This window comes from Pantoea sp. alder81 (assembly GCF_020179835.1).
Classification (GTDB): Bacteria; Pseudomonadota; Gammaproteobacteria; order Enterobacterales; family Enterobacteriaceae; genus Pantoea.
Genome location: NZ_JAIUDA010000012.1, coordinates 55772 through 75889, shown reverse-complemented (window position 1 = coordinate 75889; position 20118 = coordinate 55772). Strand labels below are relative to the sequence as shown.

Annotated in this window: 22 protein-coding genes; 10 read left to right on the top strand and 12 right to left on the bottom strand. The window is 53.8% G+C overall.

Annotation, left to right across the window (positions count from 1 at the left end):
* The first annotated feature begins 47 nt into the window (after positions 1-47).
* Together rph and pyrE are read left to right on the top strand one after the other, a co-directional pair.
* Positions 48-764, top strand: a complete 717-nt coding sequence (rph, locus tag LBW88_RS24035) for a ribonuclease PH (protein ID WP_100702031.1) — start codon at positions 48-50, stop codon at positions 762-764.
* 49 nt (positions 765-813) lie between these two features.
* Complete coding sequence (pyrE, locus tag LBW88_RS24030) at positions 814-1455, top strand: orotate phosphoribosyltransferase (RefSeq protein WP_100702030.1); 642 nt, start codon at positions 814-816, stop codon at positions 1453-1455.
* Between the two features lie 95 nt (positions 1456-1550).
* On the opposite strand, the gene slmA is transcribed toward pyrE, so the two are convergent.
* The 3 genes from slmA to coaBC form a co-directional block, all read right to left on the bottom strand.
* On the bottom strand, positions 1551-2147 hold the full coding sequence (gene slmA, locus LBW88_RS24025; RefSeq protein ID WP_224935048.1) for a nucleoid occlusion factor SlmA: 597 nt from the start codon (positions 2145-2147) through the stop codon (positions 1551-1553).
* Positions 2148-2262: 115 nt separating this feature from the next.
* On the bottom strand, positions 2263-2721 hold the full coding sequence (gene dut, locus LBW88_RS24020; RefSeq protein ID WP_162288453.1) for a dUTP diphosphatase: 459 nt from the start codon (positions 2719-2721) through the stop codon (positions 2263-2265).
* Positions 2699-3919 carry a bifunctional phosphopantothenoylcysteine decarboxylase/phosphopantothenate--cysteine ligase CoaBC gene (coaBC, locus tag LBW88_RS24015; protein WP_224935045.1) on the bottom strand — a complete coding sequence of 407 codons (1221 nt, stop codon included), beginning with the start codon at positions 3917-3919 and terminating at the stop codon, positions 2699-2701. The genes dut and coaBC overlap by 23 nt, the downstream gene beginning before the upstream one ends.
* A gap of 189 nt (positions 3920-4108) precedes the next feature.
* Here coaBC and radC point away from each other — a divergent pair, with 189 nt between their 5' ends.
* The 4 genes from radC (at position 4109) to mutM (ending at position 6311) form a co-directional block, all read left to right on the top strand.
* Positions 4109-4765 carry a RadC family protein gene (gene radC, locus LBW88_RS24010; RefSeq protein ID WP_224935042.1) on the top strand — a complete coding sequence of 219 codons (657 nt, stop codon included), beginning with the start codon at positions 4109-4111 and terminating at the stop codon, positions 4763-4765.
* 243 nt (positions 4766-5008) lie between these two features.
* Complete coding sequence (rpmB, locus tag LBW88_RS24005) at positions 5009-5245, top strand: 50S ribosomal protein L28 (RefSeq protein WP_007885297.1); 237 nt, start codon at positions 5009-5011, stop codon at positions 5243-5245.
* Positions 5246-5263: 18 nt separating this feature from the next.
* The gene (rpmG, locus tag LBW88_RS24000; protein ID WP_001051798.1) at positions 5264-5431 is read left to right on the top strand and encodes a 50S ribosomal protein L33; all 168 of its coding nucleotides are present in this window, start codon (positions 5264-5266) and stop codon (positions 5429-5431) included.
* Positions 5432-5501: 70 nt separating this feature from the next.
* Positions 5502-6311 carry a bifunctional DNA-formamidopyrimidine glycosylase/DNA-(apurinic or apyrimidinic site) lyase gene (mutM, locus tag LBW88_RS23995; RefSeq protein ID WP_224935039.1) on the top strand — a complete coding sequence of 270 codons (810 nt, stop codon included), beginning with the start codon at positions 5502-5504 and terminating at the stop codon, positions 6309-6311.
* Here mutM and coaD read toward each other — a convergent pair whose 3' ends face one another.
* The 6 genes from coaD to LBW88_RS23965 form a co-directional block, all read right to left on the bottom strand.
* Entirely contained in the window at positions 6312-6797 is a 486-nt protein-coding gene (coaD, locus tag LBW88_RS23990) for a pantetheine-phosphate adenylyltransferase (RefSeq protein ID WP_224935037.1), read from the bottom strand.
* Positions 6794-7570 (bottom strand): glycosyltransferase family 2 protein, encoded by a 777-nt coding sequence (locus LBW88_RS23985; RefSeq protein ID WP_224935035.1) that lies wholly within the window; start codon positions 7568-7570, stop codon positions 6794-6796. The genes coaD and LBW88_RS23985 overlap by 4 nt, the downstream gene beginning before the upstream one ends.
* Before the next feature lie 3 nt (positions 7571-7573).
* Positions 7574-8848 (bottom strand): lipid IV(A) 3-deoxy-D-manno-octulosonic acid transferase, encoded by a 1275-nt coding sequence (waaA, locus tag LBW88_RS23980; RefSeq protein ID WP_224935033.1) that lies wholly within the window; start codon positions 8846-8848, stop codon positions 7574-7576.
* Between the two features lie 85 nt (positions 8849-8933).
* On the bottom strand, positions 8934-10067 hold the full coding sequence (locus tag LBW88_RS23975) for a glycosyltransferase family 4 protein (RefSeq protein ID WP_224935031.1): 1134 nt from the start codon (positions 10065-10067) through the stop codon (positions 8934-8936).
* A complete protein-coding gene (gene rfaQ, locus LBW88_RS23970; protein WP_224935029.1) occupies positions 10060-11136 on the bottom strand; it encodes a putative lipopolysaccharide heptosyltransferase III in 1077 nt (358 codons plus the stop codon). The genes LBW88_RS23975 and rfaQ overlap by 8 nt, the downstream gene beginning before the upstream one ends.
* Positions 11137-11209: 73 nt before the next feature.
* Complete coding sequence (locus LBW88_RS23965; protein WP_224935027.1) at positions 11210-12199, bottom strand: glycosyltransferase; 990 nt, start codon at positions 12197-12199, stop codon at positions 11210-11212.
* Between the two features lie 177 nt (positions 12200-12376).
* Between LBW88_RS23965 and LBW88_RS23960 the strand changes: the two genes are divergently transcribed.
* Positions 12377-13408: a glycosyltransferase family 9 protein gene (locus tag LBW88_RS23960; protein ID WP_224935025.1), complete on the top strand. Its 1032-nt coding sequence runs from the start codon at positions 12377-12379 to the stop codon at positions 13406-13408.
* Here LBW88_RS23960 and LBW88_RS23955 read toward each other — a convergent pair.
* On the bottom strand, positions 13383-14354 hold the full coding sequence (locus LBW88_RS23955; RefSeq protein WP_224935023.1) for a deacetylase: 972 nt from the start codon (positions 14352-14354) through the stop codon (positions 13383-13385). The two genes, LBW88_RS23960 and LBW88_RS23955, sit on opposite strands and share 26 nt — an antisense overlap.
* 186 nt (positions 14355-14540) lie before the next feature.
* Between LBW88_RS23955 and LBW88_RS23950 the strand changes: the two genes are divergently transcribed.
* Positions 14541-15623 (top strand): glycosyltransferase, encoded by a 1083-nt coding sequence (locus LBW88_RS23950; RefSeq protein WP_224935133.1) that lies wholly within the window; start codon positions 14541-14543, stop codon positions 15621-15623.
* A gap of 34 nt (positions 15624-15657) precedes the next feature.
* Here LBW88_RS23950 and tdh read toward each other — a convergent pair whose 3' ends face one another.
* On the bottom strand, positions 15658-16686 hold the full coding sequence (gene tdh, locus LBW88_RS23945) for an L-threonine 3-dehydrogenase (RefSeq protein WP_224935021.1): 1029 nt from the start codon (positions 16684-16686) through the stop codon (positions 15658-15660).
* The gene (locus LBW88_RS23940; protein WP_224935019.1) at positions 16683-17891 is read right to left on the bottom strand and encodes a glycine C-acetyltransferase; all 1209 of its coding nucleotides are present in this window, start codon (positions 17889-17891) and stop codon (positions 16683-16685) included. Before LBW88_RS23940 ends, tdh begins: the two co-directional genes overlap by 4 nt.
* 231 nt (positions 17892-18122) lie before the next feature.
* Between LBW88_RS23940 and rfaD the strand changes: the two genes are divergently transcribed.
* Together rfaD and rfaF are read left to right on the top strand one after the other, a co-directional pair.
* Entirely contained in the window at positions 18123-19055 is a 933-nt protein-coding gene (rfaD, locus tag LBW88_RS23935) for an ADP-glyceromanno-heptose 6-epimerase (RefSeq protein ID WP_224935018.1), read from the top strand.
* A 17-nt stretch (positions 19056-19072) separates the two neighbouring features.
* Complete coding sequence (rfaF, locus tag LBW88_RS23930; protein ID WP_224935016.1) at positions 19073-20116, top strand: ADP-heptose--LPS heptosyltransferase RfaF; 1044 nt, start codon at positions 19073-19075, stop codon at positions 20114-20116.
* Positions 20117-20118: the final 2 nt, after the last annotated feature.

Sequence of the window (20118 nt, the reverse complement as noted above, 5' to 3'; positions counted from 1 at the left end):
AAGTCCGTATAATGCGCAGCCAAACCTAAGCAAGCCGGAGAGAAACCATGCGTCCAGCAGGCCGTAACGCATCTGAAGTGCGTCCCGTCACCCTCACTCGTCACTACACCAAACATGCAGAAGGTTCTGTGCTGGTTGAGTTCGGTGAAACCAAAGTGCTGTGCACCGCCACCGTTGAAGAAGGTGTGCCACGTTTCCTCAAAGGTAAAGGCCAGGGCTGGATCACCGCCGAATACGGCATGCTGCCACGTTCCACCCATAGCCGTATGGCGCGTGAAGCAGCCAAAGGCAAGCAGGGCGGACGTACATTAGAGATTCAACGTCTGATTGCCCGCTCGCTGCGTGCCGCTGTGGATTTGGACGCGCTGGGCGAGTTCACCATCACGCTGGACTGCGACGTGATTCAGGCCGATGGCGGCACGCGTACCGCGTCGATTACCGGTGCTTGCGTCGCGTTAGCCGACGCGCTGAATGCGCTGGTTGCTGCGGGTAAATTAAAAGCCAGCCCGTTAAAAGGCATGGTGGCGGCGATTTCAGTCGGTATCGTTGGCGGTGAAGCGCTGTGTGATCTGGAGTACGTGGAAGATTCTGCGGCTGATACTGATATGAACGTGGTGATGACCGAAGATGGCCGCATGATTGAAGTACAGGGCACCGCCGAAGGCGAGCCGTTCAGTCATGAGGAATTGCTGCAGCTGCTGGCGATAGCGCGAGGCGGCATTGAGCAGTTGATTCAGGCGCAAAAAGCAGCGCTAACAAATTGATATAACAGGCGACCATAGAGTCGCCTTTTCTTTATTTGAGGAGTGAGAAATGAAAGCCTGGCAGCGTCAGTTTATTGAATTCGCCCTGAACAAAGGGGTGCTGAAGTTTGGTGAATTCACCCTGAAATCGGGTCGTAAAAGCCCGTACTTCTTTAATGCTGGTTTGTTCAACACCGGACGTGACTTAGCGCTGCTGGGACGTTTCTATGCGCAGGCGCTGGTGGATGGCGGCGTTGATTTCGATTTGCTGTTTGGCCCGGCCTATAAAGGCATTCCGATTGCCACCACCACTGCCGTTGCGCTGGCCGATCATCACGACCGCGATGTGCCTTACTGCTTCAATCGTAAAGAAGCCAAAGACCACGGTGAAGGCGGCTTGCTGGTGGGTAGCCCGCTGCAGGGCAAAGTGATGCTGGTGGATGATGTGATCACCGCCGGTACCGCTATTCGTGAATCCATGGACATCATCAGCGCGCACAATGCCACGCTGGCGGGCGTAATGATTTCGCTGGATCGCCAGGAGCGCGGCCGCAGTGATATCTCCGCCATTCAGGAAGTGGAACGTGACTATCAGTGTAAGGTTACGGCGATCATTACGCTGGCGGAACTGATTGATTACCTGGAAGAGAAGCCGGAAATGGCGGACCATCTGGCGAAAGTGCGGGCGTATCGTAAAGAGTACGGTATCTAACACCGCGGCTTTTACACGGTCGCCATCGCTGACGACCGTGGAATGCGCCACTGCGTTTTATCGGGCGCCCGTGAATGCGCGCACCTGATGCATCGCTACACTAACTGTGCAGCAATCAGTGGCCAGCGAATGTCAAAATCAGTGGTTGGGCGATAGCGGAATTCAGAGCGCACATAGCGGGACAGTAGCCCTTCGCAGAACGCCAGCAACTGGCTCGCCAGCAGCGTTTCGTCGGTCTGGAAGCCTTCGCCATCCCGCATTTTCTTCTCACGCATCACCTGACGCAGCTGCATTTCGATGCGCTCGAACAACTGATTGATACGCCCTTGCAGGCGATCCTGTTCAAACATCAGCGCGTGGCCGGTCAAAATACGCGTCAGCCCCGGATTACGCTCACCAAATCCCAGAATCAGCTGCACGATTAAACGCAGTCGCGCGAGCGTCTCTTTCTCGTCTTTCAGGATTAGATTGATGCGGGTAATCAGACTGTCTTCAATAAACTCGATCAGGCTGTCGAACATACGCGTTTTGCTGGGGAAGTGACGATAGAGTGCCGCTTCCGAAACGCCTACATTGGCGGCCAGCTTGGCGGTGGTGATACGCTGACTGCCATCGCCCGACTCCAGCATTTGCGCTAGCGCCTGCAAAATCTCTTCGCGACGATTCCGTTTCGCGGCTTTTTTTTCTGCCATGACCTTCAAGACCCCTGAAATTCACCAAAAACAGGCAATACAGCCTCGTCAGCCACAAGCGACTTGGCCCGTGGCGACGAGAGATAAAAAGATGGCTTGCGAAAAGTGTCGCGTATTACTGACGACCAGAGTGGCCGAAACCGCCTGCGCCGCGATCGCTGGTGTCAAAATCTTCCACCAGGTTGAATTCGGCTTGTACCACCGGAACAAAGACCAGTTGTGCCAAACGGTCGCCAGGCTGCAGCGTGAAGCTATCCTGACCACGGTTCCAGACGGAAACCATCAGTTGGCCCTGATAATCGGAATCGATTAAGCCCACCAGGTTGCCCAGCACGATACCGTGCTTATGGCCGAGACCTGAACGCGGCAGAATCACGGCGGCCAGCGAAGGGTCAGCAATGTGAATCGCCAGACCGGTTGGCACCAGCGTGGTCATGCCTGGGGTGATCTCCAGTGCGCCATCAAGGCAGGCGCGCAGATCAAGGCCCGCAGATCCCGAGGTTGCATAAGTCGGCAGTGGGAATTCGTTACCCACACGCGCATCAAGAATTTTAACGTCGATTTTTTTCATCATAACGGCTGACAATCTCGTCTATTAATTGTTGGCCAAGGAGCGTCTTATCACTGAGCGGTAAGACTTTCTCTCCTTCCTGCCAAAAAAGGTGAAGAGCATTGGTGTCGCTATTGAATCCCTGTCCTGCCTGCGCCACATCGTTCGCGCAAATCAGGTCGAGGTTTTTTCGCACCCGTTTTTGCCGCGCGTATTCTTCCACATTCTGGGTTTCGGCAGCAAATCCCACCACATAAGGGCGATGTTTCTGCAATGCCGCTACGCCTGCGACAATATCCGGGTTCTTCACCAACTGCAGCGTGACGTTATCATCGCCACCCTGTTTTTTGATTTTCTCTGCGGCAATGTTTGCCGCCCGGTAGTCTGCCACGGCAGCGCTGGCAATGAAAATATGTTGTTGGCTGATTTGCGCCATCACCGCCGCTTCCATTTCCAGTGCACTCCCCACATCAACGCGCGTCACGCCAGCGGGCGTAGGCAGCGTGACCGGTCCGGACACCAGCGTCACCGTTGCGCCACGTTTTGCCGCCGCGGCAGCAATAGCAAAGCCCATTTTACCGGAGCTGTGATTGCTGATGTAACGAACCGGGTCCAGTGCCTCACGGGTGGGGCCGGCGGTGATCATAATGTTGAGATGTTGCAGATCGTTGACGGGCGCGGCCCATTCCAGCGCATGCGCGACAATCGCCAGCGGATCGAGCATGCGACCAGGACCAATATCGCCGCAGGCCTGGCTGCCGCTATCCGGCCCCCAAATCAGAACGCCTCGCTGATCCAGACGCTGAAGATTTTCCTGGGTGATAGCAGCGCGATACATCTGTTGGTTCATGGCCGGCACGATGGCCAGAGGCGCTGCACTGGCGAGACAAGCTGTGGTGACCAAATCGTTAGCCATCCCAGCAGTGATGCGTGCAATCAAATCGGCAGTTGCCGGGGCCAATACAATCAGATCAGCCCATTTCGCCAGTTCGATGTGGCCCATCGCGGCTTCGGCGGCGGGGTCGAGTAAATCATCCAGCACCGGATAGCCGGAAACGGCTTGTAAGCTGAGCGGGGTGATAAATGCTTTGGCTGCGTCGGTCATCATGACACGCACGTCAGCGCCGCGATCGCGCAGACGACGCACCAGCTCGGGTGTTTTATAAGCAGCAATGCCGCCGCTGACGCCGAGCAGAATTTTTTTTCCGGCTAATCCCGTCATGTTCTTTGCCTCAACTCAAAACGAATTGCCGCAGTCACGCGGCAGATGCAGGCAACTTTATCACAAAATCCACTGGCCGCCTTTTCAGCGCCTGCGCCCTTTGCGAGACAGCTCTGAAAATGTAATCGGCTGGCTGGTTTGCACGATGGCACACGCGCACAATCTCCCTTTCGCAGGGAGGATAAGTCGATGACGGAACTGGCACCACGGGAAAAACTGGCGATTACAGGCGCTGAATCATTGAGCGATGCAGAATTGCTGGCGATTTTTTTGCGCACTGGCAGCCACGGTATTCCGGTCATGGCGCTGGCGCGGCAAATGCTTAACGAGTTTGGCTCGCTGTATCGCATCATGACTGCAAATGAAACAGAACTGAGCGTGATTAAAGGCGTAGGAATGGCCAAAATTACCCAACTGCATGCAATTGCTGAATTGGGACGACGTTTTTTCGCTAGCCAGCTGGCGCGAGAAAATGTGATGGAGAATCCGCAGGTGACACGGCATTACCTGCAAAGCGTGCTGGCGCATCAGGAGCGAGAGATTTTTATGGCGCTGTTTCTGGATAATCAACATCGGGTTTTGCAGGCGCAAAAGATGTTTACCGGTAGCATTGCCAGTGTTGAAGTGCATCCACGTGAAATTGTGCGCGAAGCGTTAAAACTTAACGCTGCTGCTGTGATTCTGGCGCATAATCATCCTTCCGGCATAGCCGAGCCCAGTCGCGCCGATCGTGATATCACGGGTAAAGTCGGGCAGGCTTGCGCCTTGCTGAATATTCGCTTACTTGACCATTTAGTGATCGGTCACGGCGAGTATACCTCATTCGCTGAGCGCGGTTGGCTGTAAAATAACCATCCGATTGAGCAGAAATGATGCATTTTCGCGCGATCCGGCGGGATCTTTATTTGTTCGGGACTTGAGCACTTGGGCTGAGCGGCGTATACTACGCCACCTTTGAGAATCTCGGGTTTGGCGTTTGGGCCAGCTTAGCGGGTTCACATTGAACTCGCTTGGGCGGGCTAAGGCCTGACGAGGCGGCCAAAACCTAGTTTTTAAAGCTCGAGCTGATTTGATTTTTGGAGAATAGAAATGTCACGAGTCTGCCAGGTAACTGGAAAGCGTCCGGTAACGGGTAACAACCGTTCCCACGCAATGAACGCGACGAAACGCCGTTTCCTGCCGAACCTGCACTCTCACCGTTTCTGGGTTGAGAGCGAAAAGCGCTTCGTTACTCTGCGTGTATCTGCTAAAGGTATGCGTGTTATTGATAAAAAGGGCATTGATACGGTTCTGACCGAAATCCGCGCCCGTGGTGAGAAGTACTAAGTACTAAGGAATTGAATCATGGCTAAAGGTATTCGTGAGAAGATCAAGCTGGTTTCCTCTGCTGGTACAGGTCACTTCTATACCACCACGAAGAACAAACGTACTAAACCAGAGAAACTGGAACTGAAAAAGTTCGATCCGGTTGTACGTCAGCACGTGATCTACAAAGAAGCTAAAATTAAGTAATTTTGGTGTTCTTGCTAAAAACCCGGCTCCGGCCGGGTTTTTTGTTTCTGCGTTTTGTTGAGGAGATGACATGCCTGAATTACCAGAGGTAGAAACCAGCCGACGTGGTATTGAGCCACATATGGTGGGCGCAACGATTTTGCATGCGATTGTGCGTAATTCACGCCTGCGCTGGCCGGTCTCGCATGAAATCCATGCGCTAAGTGACCAGCCGGTATTGAGTGTGCAACGGCGCGCAAAATACCTGCTGCTGGAGCTGCCACACGGCTGGATTATCATTCACCTCGGCATGTCTGGCAGTTTACGCATGTTACCGGGTGAGCAACCCGCGGCTAAACATGACCACGTCGATTTGGTGATGAGCAATGGCAAGGTGCTGCGTTACACCGACCCACGTCGCTTTGGTGCATGGCTGTGGACCTCTGAGCTTGAAGGCAGCAGCGTACTGGCACATCTCGGTCCTGAACCGCTCAGCAGCGAATTTGATGGTGCTTATCTTTTTGAGAAGTCACGTGGAAAGCGCACGGTCATTAAACAGTGGCTGATGGATAACAAAGTGGTGGTCGGCGTCGGCAACATTTACGCCAGCGAATCACTGTTCACCGCCGGGATCTTACCCGATCGACCTGCGATGAGTTTGAGTCGTGATGAAGCGGAGTTGATGGTGGCGACAATAAAGGCCGTATTGCTGCGCTCGATAGAGCAGGGCGGCACCACGCTGCGTGACTTCCTGCAAACCGATGGCAAGCCCGGCTATTTTGCCCAGGAATTGCAGGTGTATGGCCGCACAGGCGAACCCTGCCGTGCCTGTGGTACGCTAATTGTCAGCGGCAAACACGGCCAGCGCAGCACCTTCTGGTGCCCACGCTGTCAGCATTAATCAGGGCTGCGCCAGTTTTGCCAGCAGTGCCTGATGCACCGCAGCAGGCAGAAATGCCTGCACATCACCGTGATGACGTGCAACTTCCTTCACCAGCGACGATGACACGAACGAGAACCCTTCGGACGGCATCAGAAACACGCTTTCCAGCGTAGGCAGCAGGTGACGATTCATCTGCGCCAGCTGCAGTTCATATTCGAAATCTGACACCGCACGTAATCCCCGTACCAGCACATTGGCGTTTTGCGTTTTGGCGAAGTTCGCCATCAGATCGCTAAAGCCCAGCACCTCAACATTGGCGATGTGCTGAGTGGCCTGTCGTGCCAAATCTACACGCTCATCGAGGGTAAACAGCGGCTTTTTACTGGGGCTGGCAGCAATGGCGACCACGATATGATCGAACATCTGCGCCGCGCGCGTCACAATATCCACATGGCCTAACGTGATGGGATCGAACGTGCCGGGATAAATCGCTTTGGTGCTCATACGCGACCCTTTGTTGAGGTGTGATGCAGCGCCCAAAGCGCTGAGTATTTGTTAAAAGTGTATTGCGCGTTCACCACCGCCAGAATCCAGCCCTGCTTACCGTCGAGGAATCCGGCACGCAGCAGTAGCGTCTTAAGGAATGCTCCCAGCGTGTGGCTGAAAATCGAGAAGATGCCACAACGCTTGCCTCGCTGAAAACGCTCTTGTGCCCAGGCTTCGGCATAATTCATCTGTTTGCGTTGGAATGCGATTAAATCGCGACAGGTGAGGTGCTGGAGATCGCCCGGCAACGCCACCACCGGTGCGCCCTGAGTTTCCAGAGATTCGTGCACCAGATTGTCGTTGTAGTTGAGTGCACGAGGGTAGAGGCGCATCACGCGATCCGGATACCAGCCGCTGTGTCGCATAAAGCGGCCAAGAAACAAATTGCTGCGTCCCAGGCTATAAACGGTGTTGGAGGGCGCCTGCTCCAGCACGTTTTCAATCGCACGGCGTAACGCGGGCGTAACCCGCTCATCGGCATCGAGCATCAAAATCATATCGCCGCTAGCATGTACCTGAGCACGCTGACGCTGCTTGCCGAAGCCCGCCCAGCCTTCTGCCTGATACACCTGCGCGCCATGCGTGCGGGCCACTTCTGCGGTGTTATCCTGGCTGCCGGAATCCAGCAGCACAATCTCATCTGCCCAGCTCACTGAGGCCAGCGCCTCCGGCAGCAGCTCAGCTTCGTTTTTGGCGATCATCACCACGGAGAGACGTTGGCGTTGTGGCATGCGTTAATGAGCTCGTGGCGGTAAGTGCGGTTCGAGTAACTGTAGCAGACGCTGCAATGCGCCCTGATTTTGATGCAGCACTTCAACTGCATGGCGGCCGTAATAGCGACGGTAATCATCATCTTGCAGCAAATTCGCGACTTCTTTTTCCAGTGAAACCACATCTGTCACGGTAATCAGGCCTTCAGCCTGCTGCAACTTGGCGCAGATATCTTTGAAGTTCCAGATGTGTGGGCCCATCAGTACCGGAATGGCGTGTGCTGCAGGCTCAAGAGGGTTGTGACCGCCGCGTCCAACCAGGCTACCACCGACAAAAGCAATATCGGCAATGCCGTAGAGCATCATCAACTCGCCCATGGTATCGCCGATCACCACCTGTGTTGCGCTGGAAGGAATCTCGCCACTACTGCGCAAAGTAAAGCTGAAGCCTCGTTTTTGTGTCAGGTCGCAGGCATCTTTGAAACGTTCAGGATGGCGTGGCACCAAAATCAGTAACAGATCGGGGAATTGTTGCAGCAGGCGACGATGCGCATCAAGGATGATGGTCTCTTCGCCTTCATGCGTGCTGGTGGCGATCCACACCTGGCGGCGCGATGCCCACTGACGGCGCAAAGTAACCGCTCTGGCGGCCAGTTCTGGCGTCACGGAGATATCAAACTTCAGGCTGCCAGTGACGGCGAGATGCGTACGCTTGAGGCCGAGGCTCAGGAAACGCTCAGCATCCTCGTTGTTCTGCGCCGCAATCAGCGTAATGCGCTGCAGTAGATCACGCATAAAGCCACCAAGCTTTTTATAACCTTTGGCCGAACGCTCTGACAGACGGGCATTGGCAATCACCAGCGGGATTTGGCGCTGGTGCAGAATACGGATGATGTTCGGCCACAACTCGGTTTCCATGATGATCACCAGGCGTGGATCAACGGTATCGAGGAAACGGTTAATCGAGCCGGGTAAGTCATAAGGCAGGTAAACATGATGCACATCTTTGCCAAACGCGGACTGGGCGCGTTCAGAACCGGTTGGCGTCATGGTCGTGACGGTGATCGGTAACATCGGGTAACGATGGCGCAATGCGCGCACTAACGGCACGGCGGCCAGCGTCTCACCCACCGAAACCGAGTGCAGTACAATGCCGTGCGGTTCAACTTTGCCCGCGCAGTAGCCGTAGCGTTCGGCCCAGCGTTTACGATAGGCCGGTGCTTTTCGACCGCGCAGCCACAGGCGCAGCCAGATCAGTGGCTGTATTAAATAGAGCAGGGCTGTGTATAGAGTTGTCATAGTTATCGTTACGACAGATTCGCGTCAAAAAACACATGAAAGGCGGCATGTTATCAGAAACTGACCGCCTGCTCATACCACTTCGTCAGCTGGTCTTCAGCACATGTTGATAGAGTGAAGTCAGGGACTGCGCCAGTCGCTGCGGACCGAAAGGTTCGATTCTGCGGCGTGCGGCTTCGCCCATGGCAGAATTCTGCAAAAGCGCGGGTGTGGCAATAATGGCATCATTTAATGCCTTGATATCTAATGCATCACAAACGAAGCCTTCCTGACCGGCAGTAATAAATTCTGCGCCGCCGCAGCCAGTGCTGGTGATGACCGCTAAACCACACGCCATTGCTTCCAGCACCACATTCGGAAAAGGATCATAAAGCGTTGGCAATAGTAGCGCATCGGCGGCGTGATAGTAGGGCTGCACATCCTGCTGCACGCCGACAAAGCGCAGACGATCGAGGCAATTAAGCTGATTCGCCAATTGCTGATAGCGTGAAAGTTGTTTGTCCTGGCCGACCACAACCAAATAGCGATCGCTATGGGCGAGCGCTTCAATTGCCGCTTTCAAACCTTTACGCTCAAAACCTGACCCCACGTAAATCATCACCGTGGCGTCTTGCGGCAGTTTTAACTGCTCGCGCATGACATGGCGCTGAGCTTCAGTGGCTGGCTGGAATCGTTGGCTATCAATGGCGTTGTGAATCACATGGATCTTGCTCGCATCTAGCGTGAAATGACGCAAAATATCCTGCTTCACCATCTCTGAGTTACAGATCACCGCTTTCAGCGATGCTGCATTGAACATCTCTGCTTCAGCCTGCAGAACATAGCGATGGTAGGGACTCAGCGTGGCACTTAAACGCTGCCACGGCGAGACAATGCGCGCCCGTTGCTCCAGCCACACGCGATGGACGCCATCACCGGCGCGAAAGATATCGCAGCCCGCGATACGTTCGTGGCTCTGTACGATATCGAATTTTTCACGCTCCCAGCATTCACGTGCCGCACGGGCAAAACCGCGTTCACGCGATACGCGCCCGAATTTAGTCGGATTGCAGATATGCAGATGCCACGCCGGATTCGGTGTGCCCTGCCAGCTACGCGTGATGATATTGAGGTCGAGCTGCTCACTGTCGAGCGCTTCCAGCGCCCGCGAAATGAAACGCTCGGCACCGCCATCTGGACGATATTTCTGCCGGACAATCGCCAGGCGTAACTTAGTCATGCAAAAATTTCCTTGCGGCGGCCACCACATCATCCACCGGAATGGCCGAGAGATAGCGCTGTTCTGTTTTGGTGTCGATGTCGTCTGGCGAAGGTAGCGGCGCATAATCACCGGCCCAGATCACGCGATTGTTTTCACCCCACGGACGCCAGTGTTGTAATTTGGTGGGCCCAAACAGCGCCAGACAGGGGGTATCGAGTGCAGCAGCCATGTGCATGGGAGCGGAATCCACACCAATAAACAGCTGCGCGGCATCAATCAGCGCCGCCAGTTGCGGTAAAGAGAGCTGACCGGCAAGTGAAACCACATTCTGGCTATGACACAGCGACTGAATGTGGGCAATCATCGCCTGTTCTTTTTGATCTGGGGCGGCAGTGAGCACGATGGTATGGCCATCGGCGGCGAGCGTATCAATCAACTGCGCGACTTTCTCATCGTCCCAGCATTTGAACACCCAACGTGATGTTGGCTGCAGCACGATAAACGGCCCGCTGACCTGTTGCTGGGCCAATGCATCCTGCACTTTCTGTTTATCTGCCGCACTGAAGTGCATCGAGGCTTTTGCACCTTGCGCACTGATACCCAGTGGTTCCAGCGCCGCCATATTCTGCTCGACGGTATGGAGCTGATTATGATTTTTAGTCGAAACCAGATGGTTGTGGCACCAGCGCCACAGGGCGTTATCACGTTTAGCGAAGGCAAAACCAATGCGCACCGGAGCTGCAGAAAACCGCGTGATAATGGCACTACGCCACTGGTCGGCGAGGTTGATCACCACATCATAATCACAGGCGCGTACAGCAGAAAGCAGGGCCATCTCGTGACGGAATTTCTGCCAGCCGCCTTCCTTTTTCCAGCTACGGTCAATGATATGCAGCTGACGAATAGCGGGGTGTGCTTCCAGCATCGGACGCGTCTCTTTGTACAGCAGGACGTCGATGTTGGCCTGCGGATAACGCTGACGGAGCGCGTTGATGGCGGGCGTGGTCAGCAGCATATCGCCGTGATGGCGCAGCTTGATCAACAGAATATTTTTCGGTGCAAATTGGGCTGGAATCAGGCTTGCCATACTCAAATGATCTCAAATTTCAGTGAGCTGATTGTAGGGCAAACCCCTATAGGGCGAAAGCCAGCCGCGGCGCTTATTTGTGACGCCAGCGATAAATCCGGCTCAGCCATAGCAGCAGTTGATACCACTGCCGCGCGCCGCGTGCATTCCGCAGCATCCGTTTATGGGTTTGCGTTGCAAACAGATCCGCAATCATCGCCTGCCGTGCGCTCTCTTCGGGTTCACGGCGAATGGAATGACAGACGCTCAGCGCTTCACGCGTAATTTGATAATGGAATGCGGAATAGATTTTCACTTTATCGCGGTAGCGTGCATTGATCTCTTCCAGCATCTGCGCGATTTTCAGGTAATGACGCTGATACTCCACATTGCGCTGACCGGTGCGTTTACGGTTACTGATGGAGGCATCGTGCAGGTAATAGCGGTAGAGCATGTGATCGGTGTAGCGTACGCGTTTGGCGTTGAACATGAACTCAGTGGTCCAGGGAATATCCTGATGATGCAATCCCGGTTCGAAGGTGAGATTGTTTTGTTGAATCAGTTCACGACGATAAATACCCAGCCATACCACATGCATGTATCGATGCGTCTGCAGCGCGGTGTTCAACCATTCTGGGCCGCTTAACACACCGGTGCTGGTCAAGCGATCCAGGGGAATTAACGGTTTGGTTGTCTGGCTGGCTTTGAAAAACCATTCCGCGTTGCACTGCGCGGCATCCAGATTGTCACGCTCGGCCATTTCAACCAGCGTTTGATACATGGCCGGGTTCATGGTGTCGTCTGCATCCGGGAATGTGACGTACTTGCCTTTTGCGACGGCTAATCCGGCATTGCGTGCGCGGGATACACCACCATTAGCCTGGTGAATAACCTGCACCTGAGGATGCTGGCGCGCATAAGCCTCAGCGCGTTCACCGGAACCATCGGTGGAACCATCATCGACGATAATGATTTCAAGGTCTGTCAGCGATTGCGCTAAAAGAGACTGCATAAACGTCTCGAACATCGCGCCAGCGTTGAACATGGGAGTAATGATGGAAAGTGCGGGATTATCAAGCGACATTGTTATTAAGGGTTTTATGAATTATTTACGATTCTCTTACGTTAATTATTGCTAAGAAATTCAGAACTTTTTGGACATTAATGGTCAAAAGTAGTTAGCTCGCTAGCATTTTTGCGCTTTTAGGAACGGTTCTGGCCGGAATGTTTGGCATCAATCCTTTTTACCCTGGGCATCAGTATGAAAAACATCCTTGTTATCCGCCGCGATAACATTGGCGATATGGTGTGTACCACTCCTCTGCTGGAAGGTTTGAAACGCACTTTTCCTGACGCAAAAATCACCCTATTGGTTAATAAGATCGCGCAGGATGTGGTGAGCCATAATCCTCATGTTGATCGTCTGTATGTCTATAAGAAAGCCAAACATCGTGGCAAGAATGAAACCACGCTCGGCGTTTACTGGCAGCGGGTCAAAATCATGCTGGCACTGCGTAAAACGCGCTTTGATGCCACGATTTTGGCCAATCCGGTGCCGTGCAAATACAGCCTACGGCTGGCAAAAATGGCAGGCGCACACAATATTATTGGTGCAGCTTTGCCCGATGTTGAGCTTGACCATCCCTTCCATAAAAGCGATTTTCAGGGCAGTCATCAGGTCGAACACACCTTCTCTTACCTCTCGGCATTGACTGATAGCTTGCCTGCCGTGCCATCCGTGAATCTTTATCTCACAGATGCAGAACGTGAAGCGGCCAAAGCACGTGTCGCACAAAGCTTCGCCTCGCCGGGGCAGGTCTATGGCGTGCACATCAGCAGCCGCAGCCCTAAGCGTCGCTGGCCGATAGCCAGCTATGCGGCTTTTATTAATAAGCTGCTGGAAGATGAGCAGGCGCGCGTTCTGGTGTTTTGGTCACCGCAGGGCACGCTGGATCCCCATGACAAAGGCGATGCGGCGCGTGCTGACGAGTTGATGGATTTGGTCAATTCACAACGTGTGGCGCGCTATCCCACCGCATCGGTGCGGGAAGTCATCGCAGGCTTTGATTGCTGCGAGCAAATTTTGTGTAGCGATGGCGGGCAGATGCATCTCGCTGCCGGGCTGCATAAAAAGCAGGTGGTATTCTTTGGCGATACGGATGCCAGTCAGTGGCATCCGTGGTCGGGTGAGTACCAGATTATGCAGACCGATTCCGGTGAATGCAGCGATATCGCGCCGGAAACGGTCTGGCAGGCATGGCAGAAACTTAACGTGCGGACTGCTGTAGCTTAAAACTGTCGTGGTATTCCGACAGGGTCTGGCCAACGAAACGAGGCGCTAACCAACTGAAGAGCGCCTCTACATCCGCATAAAGCTGTTCGATATCGGGCTCGTTTTTAAACGTTGGGCTGCCGTCTGGCATGAACTCTGAGCTGTGCAGCATAAATTCAGTGTAATTATTCCCTTCTGCCAGCGACATTTCGACAACACGCTGCATATCCGCAAGATTACCCCCGGATGGACGCAGCCAGTGCACCGCAGGACTTTTCTGCTTGCCGCGCAGTCGATAGATGCTCTGTTTAAAGGTATTCATCAGCGGCGAGTATTTGTACTGAATGCTCATAGGGATTTCGAGCAGTGAGGAGTCGCCGCTACGTGAAATATCCTGCGGATCGATGAAATAGGGTTTAAACGGGAAATCGGTATAGTCAGTACCGCCTTTTCCCTGTGGCGCGCCGCGTGTGTAAGACCAGTTCACGCGCGGAGTGACAGAGCAATCCACCTGATAACCCAATTCGGTGAGAATGGCGGCATAGCGTTCATCAAACGCCCAACGACCTGCACGATGGCTCAGCATTTTTGTCTGGAACTTTTCTTCCAGCAGATCAGTCATATAAACGACTTTGTCGCGCAGCACGGTATCGGAGTATTCAATCAGGTAAGGCTGCCAACGCCAGTCATCATCGGTGAGCGGGGCTTCAGGCGGACTGTTCCATGCATGCAGATGCATGCCTATCTCACCTTGATTACGCGCGATGACATCTTTGCCGAATTCCACAAACGCAGGATCCATCGCCATTTCATAGTTGGTTAGCCAGGTGGGTTTAAAACCATAACGTTCGCACAGGTTTTGAAAACGCGGCAGATAACCGGTGTTGTCGGTGGTGATTGAACGATGATTGCGCCAAAGGTTGTCGCCTTCAGTGTCGATGGTAATGAGGAACGCGTGCCGGGTCATGTTCGCCGCCTGAAGCCAATAAAATCGCAATGTTACGCTGAGCCATTCAGTGACGCAAAACTATTTGCCCGAGCAGGAAACAGGCGAAAATCATGACGGATCTGCGCTAATATCCAGGCCAGCACTGCGGTCACTCACACGTTATTTCATTCAGACAGGTAGGGTATTTTGTCAAAACGCATACTTATGGTGATAGATGGTTTGCCGGGCGGCGGCGCTGAAAAAGTGGTTCTGACGCTGGTCACCGGTATGCTGGATCAAGGGCATCGCGTTTCCCTTTTTTCCCTGAGAAAAGTGTGTGAGTACCCCTTGCCGCCGGGTGTGGATTATCAGGTCATTGAAGACACTAATCGTCGTCCCTGGCGCAAAATCACTGAACTCAGTCGGCGAGCCCGTTTGCTGGACGTTGCGGTACAGCAGGCGGAGAAGACGGCGGGTGAATTCGATCTGGTCGTGTCTCACCTGCACAAAACTGACCGTATAGTGCGTCGCAGCCGTGCACTGGCTGCGAAGAAAACCTGGTTTTGCCTGCATGGGGTGTTTTCAGCCTCCTATCTTGGACATCGCACTGGATTATCTCGCTGGTTAAAGGCGCGTAAGATCCAGCAGGTCTATCAGGGGCGTAACGTGATCGGTGTTTCACCTGCCGTGCTGGATGATTTGAAAGCGGAATTTGATGTGCAGCTCACCCGCGAAGCGGTGATTGGCAATCCGTTCGACATTGCAATGATTCGGCAGCTGGCAGCAGAACCCGCTGAGGTGCCTGGGTCTGGTTTTCTGGTGCACGTGGGGCGCTTCCACGAAACTAAACGGCATGACCGCCTGTTAAAGGCTTACGCATTAAGCAATATTCATCTGCCCTTAGTGTTATTAGGACAGGGTTCGTCACAGCGTAAAGCCGCTTTGGAAGCCCAGGCGCAAGCGTTAGGTATTGCTGACCGCGTGATTTTTCAGGGCTTTACACAAAACCCTTATGCGTGGATTAGCCGGGCGACAATGCTGATCGTCAGTTCGGATAGCGAAGGTTTTGGTAATGTACTGATCGAAGCCGTGTTGTGTGGCACACCTGTTGTCAGCACTCGTTGTCCGGGTGGCCCGCAGTGGCTGTTGCGAGGCGATTTGGCTCGCGGCCTGGCAGATCTCAATCCTGAATCGCTGGCAGAAACAATGCGAGACATCTACCAGCATCCACCTTTGTTGCCAGCGGATGCCTTTGCGGAATTTGATACTGCGGCAATCTGTCAGCAATATCTGGCATTCATTAAGTGAGACGATGGAGGCTCGAAAGCCTCCCTGTAAATCCTTAATCCCAGCTCAGCACCACTTTACCGGAACGCCCGGATCGCATCTCGTCAAATCCCTGCTGGAATTCATCGATGTGGTAGCGATGTGTGATGATGGGTGTTAAGTCGAGGCCGGATTGAATCAACGCTGCCATTTTGTACCAGGTTTCAAACATCTCGCGGCCATAGATGCCTTTGATGAACAGTCCTTTGAAGATCACCAGATTCCAGTCAATCGCCATCTCGCCCGGTGGAATGCCCAGTAAGGCGATACGTCCACCATGGTTCATCACCTCTAGCAGGGTACGAAACGCGGGAGGAGCGCCAGACATTTCCAGTCCGACATCGAAGCCTTCCGTCATGCCCAGCTCTGTCATCACATCGCGCAGATTCTCCTGCGCCACATTCACGGCGCGCGTCACGCCCATCTGACGGGCCAGGCCGAGGCGGTATTGATTGATATCGGTGATGACCACATTGCGTGCGCCCACATGTTTGCACACCGCCGCAGCCATAATACCAATGGGGCCAGCACCCGAGATCAGCACATCCTCACCGACCAGATCAAACGACAACGCGGTATGCACCGCGTTGCCAAAGGGATCGAAAATCGCCGCCAGCTCGTCAGAAATATTGTCGGGAATCTTGAAAGCATTAAATGCAGGAATCACCAGATACTCGGCAAAACAGCCCTGGCGATTGACGCCAACACCGACGGTATTACGACACAGATGTGTGCGGCCGGCGCGACAATTTCGGCAGTGACCACAAGTGATATGGCCTTCGCCGGAGACGCGGTCGCCAATGGCAAAACCTTTTACTTCCTCGCCCATACCGACAACTTCGCCGACATATTCGTGGCCGGTAATCATCGGGACAGGAATGGTTTTACGCGACCAGTCATCCCAGTTGTAAATGTGAACGTCGGTACCGCAAATCGCCGTTTTGCGGATTTTGATGAGCAGGTCATTGTGACCAGGTTCGGGGATCGGCGCATCCTTCACCATCCAGATGCCTTCTTCAGCTTTTAATTTGGCCAGTGCTTTCATTGTTCTGCTCCTGCGATCACGCCCAACTGTTGACCAATGCGCGTAAAGGCGGCAACGGCTTGTTCCAGCTGTGCCTGTGTATGACCTGCAGATATCTGAGTGCGAATGCGGGCCTGGCCCTGCGGTACCACCGGATAAAAGAAGCCAGTGACGTAGATACCCTCTTTTTGCAGCAGGCTGGCAAACTGTTGTGCCACTTTTGCGTCACCCAGCATCACTGGAATGATGGCATGGTCGGCACCTGCCAGCGTAAAGCCAGCAGCAGTCATTTTTTCGCGGAAGAAGCGGGCGTTATCCCACAGACGCTGGCGTAATCCATCGCCTTCACTGAGCAGGTCTAACACCCGCAATGAGGCTGCGACGATGGCGGGTGCCAGAGAGTTGGAAAACAGGTAAGGGCGCGAACGCTGGCGCAGCCATTCAACCACCTCTTTTTTTGCGGCCACATAGCCACCAGAAGCGCCACCCAGCGCTTTGCCCAGAGTGCCGGTCAGGATATCCACGCGATCCATTACGCCGCAGTATTCATGGGTACCACGTCCAGCTGCACCAACAAAACCAACGGCATGGGAATCATCGACCATCACCAATGCGTCAAATTCGTCGGCCAAATCGCATATGCCTTCCAGATTAGCAATCACGCCATCCATCGAGAACACGCCATCAGTGGCGATCAGGATATGGCGCGCACCCTTATCACGCGCTTCTTGCAGACGGCTTCTTAGTTCAGCCATATCGTTATTGGCATAGCGATAACGCTGTGCTTTACACAGGCGCACACCGTCAATAATTGAAGCGTGATTGAGCGCATCGGAAATGATGGCGTCTTCCGTACTGAGCAGGGTTTCAAACAGGCCGCCGTTGGCATCGAAGCAGGAGGAGAACAGGATGGCATCCTCCATCCCAAGAAACTTAGCCAGTTTATGTTCAAGCTGCTGGTGGATATCCTGGGTTCCGCAGATAAAGCGTACCGAGGCCATACCGAAGCCGTGCGAATCCATGCCCTCTTTAGCCGCCTGAATCAGCGCTGGGTGATTCGCGAGGCCTAAATAGTTATTGGCGCAGAAGTTAATAACAGGCGGACTGTTGGCGACATTGATCTCCGCCTGCTGTGCCGATGTAATCGTACGTTCTTGTTTGAACAATCCGTCCTGACGCGTTGTCTCAAGTTGTTGACGGATTTGCGAATAAAACTGACTGGACATGATTCTGCTCCTCAGATAGCAAATCTTTGGCACATATTACTAATCAGGACGCATCGTGCCGACATTTCCGCCAGAGAAATCTTCGTTTTGCAGCATAGTTCACGCGGTGGATGTAATTTGTGCAGCGGTTACGGAGTCATCTGGCTGCCTGTCTCGGGCTGAAATGTTATGATGTTAGGCATTCGTGTGTGAAACCTCCTGTTTCACCCCAACTGTTTAAAGGCAAAGCATATGATTATCGTAACCGGTGGCGCTGGCATGATTGGCAGCAACATTGTTAAAGCGCTGAACGACCGCGGTCTTACCGATATTCTGGTGGTGGATAATCTGAAAGATGGCACCAAATTCGTGAACCTTGCGGATCTGGATATCGCGGATTACATGGATAAAGAAGAGTTCCTCTCTTACATCATGTCCGGCGAAGATCTGGGTCCAATCGAAGCAGTGTTCCATGAGGGTGCCTGCTCAGCGACCACAGAGTGGGACGGCAAGTACATGATGGATAACAACTATCAGTACTCCAAAGACTTGCTGCATTTCTGCCTGGAACGCGAAATTCCTTTCCTTTACGCCTCATCAGCTGCCACTTACGGTGGCCGTAATGAAAACTTCATTGAAGAGCGCCAGTACGAGCAGCCGCTGAACGTTTACGGCTACTCAAAAATGCTGTTCGACCATTATGTGCGTCAGATTCTGCCAGAAGCAGAATCCCCAGTGTGTGGCTTCCGCTACTTCAACGTTTACGGCCCGCGTGAGGGTCACAAAGGCGGTATGGCGAGCGTAGCATTCCACCTCAACACGCAGATTAGCAACGGTGAAAATCCAAAACTGTTTGAAGGCAGCGACGACTTCCGCCGCGATTTCATTCATGTTGACGATGTGGTTGCGGTAAACCTGTGGTGCTGGGAAAACGGTGTCTCAGGCATCTACAACTGTGGTACTGGCCGTGCAGAATCCTTCCAGGAAGTGGCCGATGCGGTACTGAAGTTCCATCAGCAAGGTCAGATCGAATACATCCCATTCCCTGAGAAACTGAAAGGCCGCTATCAGGCATTCACTCAGGCGGATCTGACCAATCTGCGCGCAGCCGGTTATGACAAGCCGTTTAAAACCGTTGCTCAGGGCGTGGGTGAATACATGACCTGGCTCAACCGTAACGCATAAGGAAACCGGCACCAGCGATGAAAATTCTGGTCATTGGCCCTTCCTGGGTCGGCGATATGATGATGTCGCAAAGTCTCTATCGCACGCTCAAGGCTGAGCACCCGGATGCGGTCATTGATGTGATGGCGCCGGCCTGGTGCCGGCCTTTGCTGTCACGCATGCCGGAAGTCAATCAGGCGCTAGCGATGCCGCTGGGCCATGGCGCTTTAGCGTTAGGCGAAAGGCGTCGCTTGGGTAAATCCCTTCAGGCCAGCGGCTATGATCGTGCTTATGTGCTGCCGAACTCCTTCAAGTCGGCTCTGGTGCCTTTCTTTGCAGGTATCCAGCGCCGCGTCGGCTGGCGTGGCGAGATGCGCTATGGCGTGCTGAACGATGTGCGTGTGCTGGATAAAGCTGCCTTTCCACTGATGGTGGAGCGCTATGTTGCTCTGGGCTATGACAAACCCATCGCTTCTGCTCAACAGTTGCCGCAGCCATTACTGTGGCCGCAGTTGCGTGTCGATGAAGACGAGAAGCGCATGACGGCAGCGCAGTTTGCCCTGTCCGCCGATCGCCCGGTGATTGGGTTCTGCCCTGGCGCTGAATTTGGCCCAGCCAAGCGCTGGCCGCACTACCATTACGCGGCGCTTGCCGAGCAACTGATTGGTGAAGGCTACCAGGTAGTGCTGTTCGGTTCGGCTAAAGATCGCGAAACCGGTGACACTATTGTCCAAACGTTATCGGAATCAGCACGAGTGCATTGCAAGAATCTGGCGGGCGATACGCAATTAGAGCAGGCGGTTATTTTGATCGCACATTGCGCGGCCGTTGTCAGTAATGACTCCGGGTTGATGCACATTGCCGCCGCACTGAACCGTCCGTTAGTCGCCTTGTATGGCCCGAGCAGCCCGGATTTCACGCCGCCGCTGTCTCATCAGGCACGTGTTATTCGTTTGATCTCCGGCTATCACAAAATACGTAAAGGTGATGCCGAAGAGGGTTATCACCAGAGTCTCATAGATATTCAGCCTGCTCGAGTTCATCAGGAACTGAGTGCGCTGCTGCATCCGGTGCAGGAGTAGCC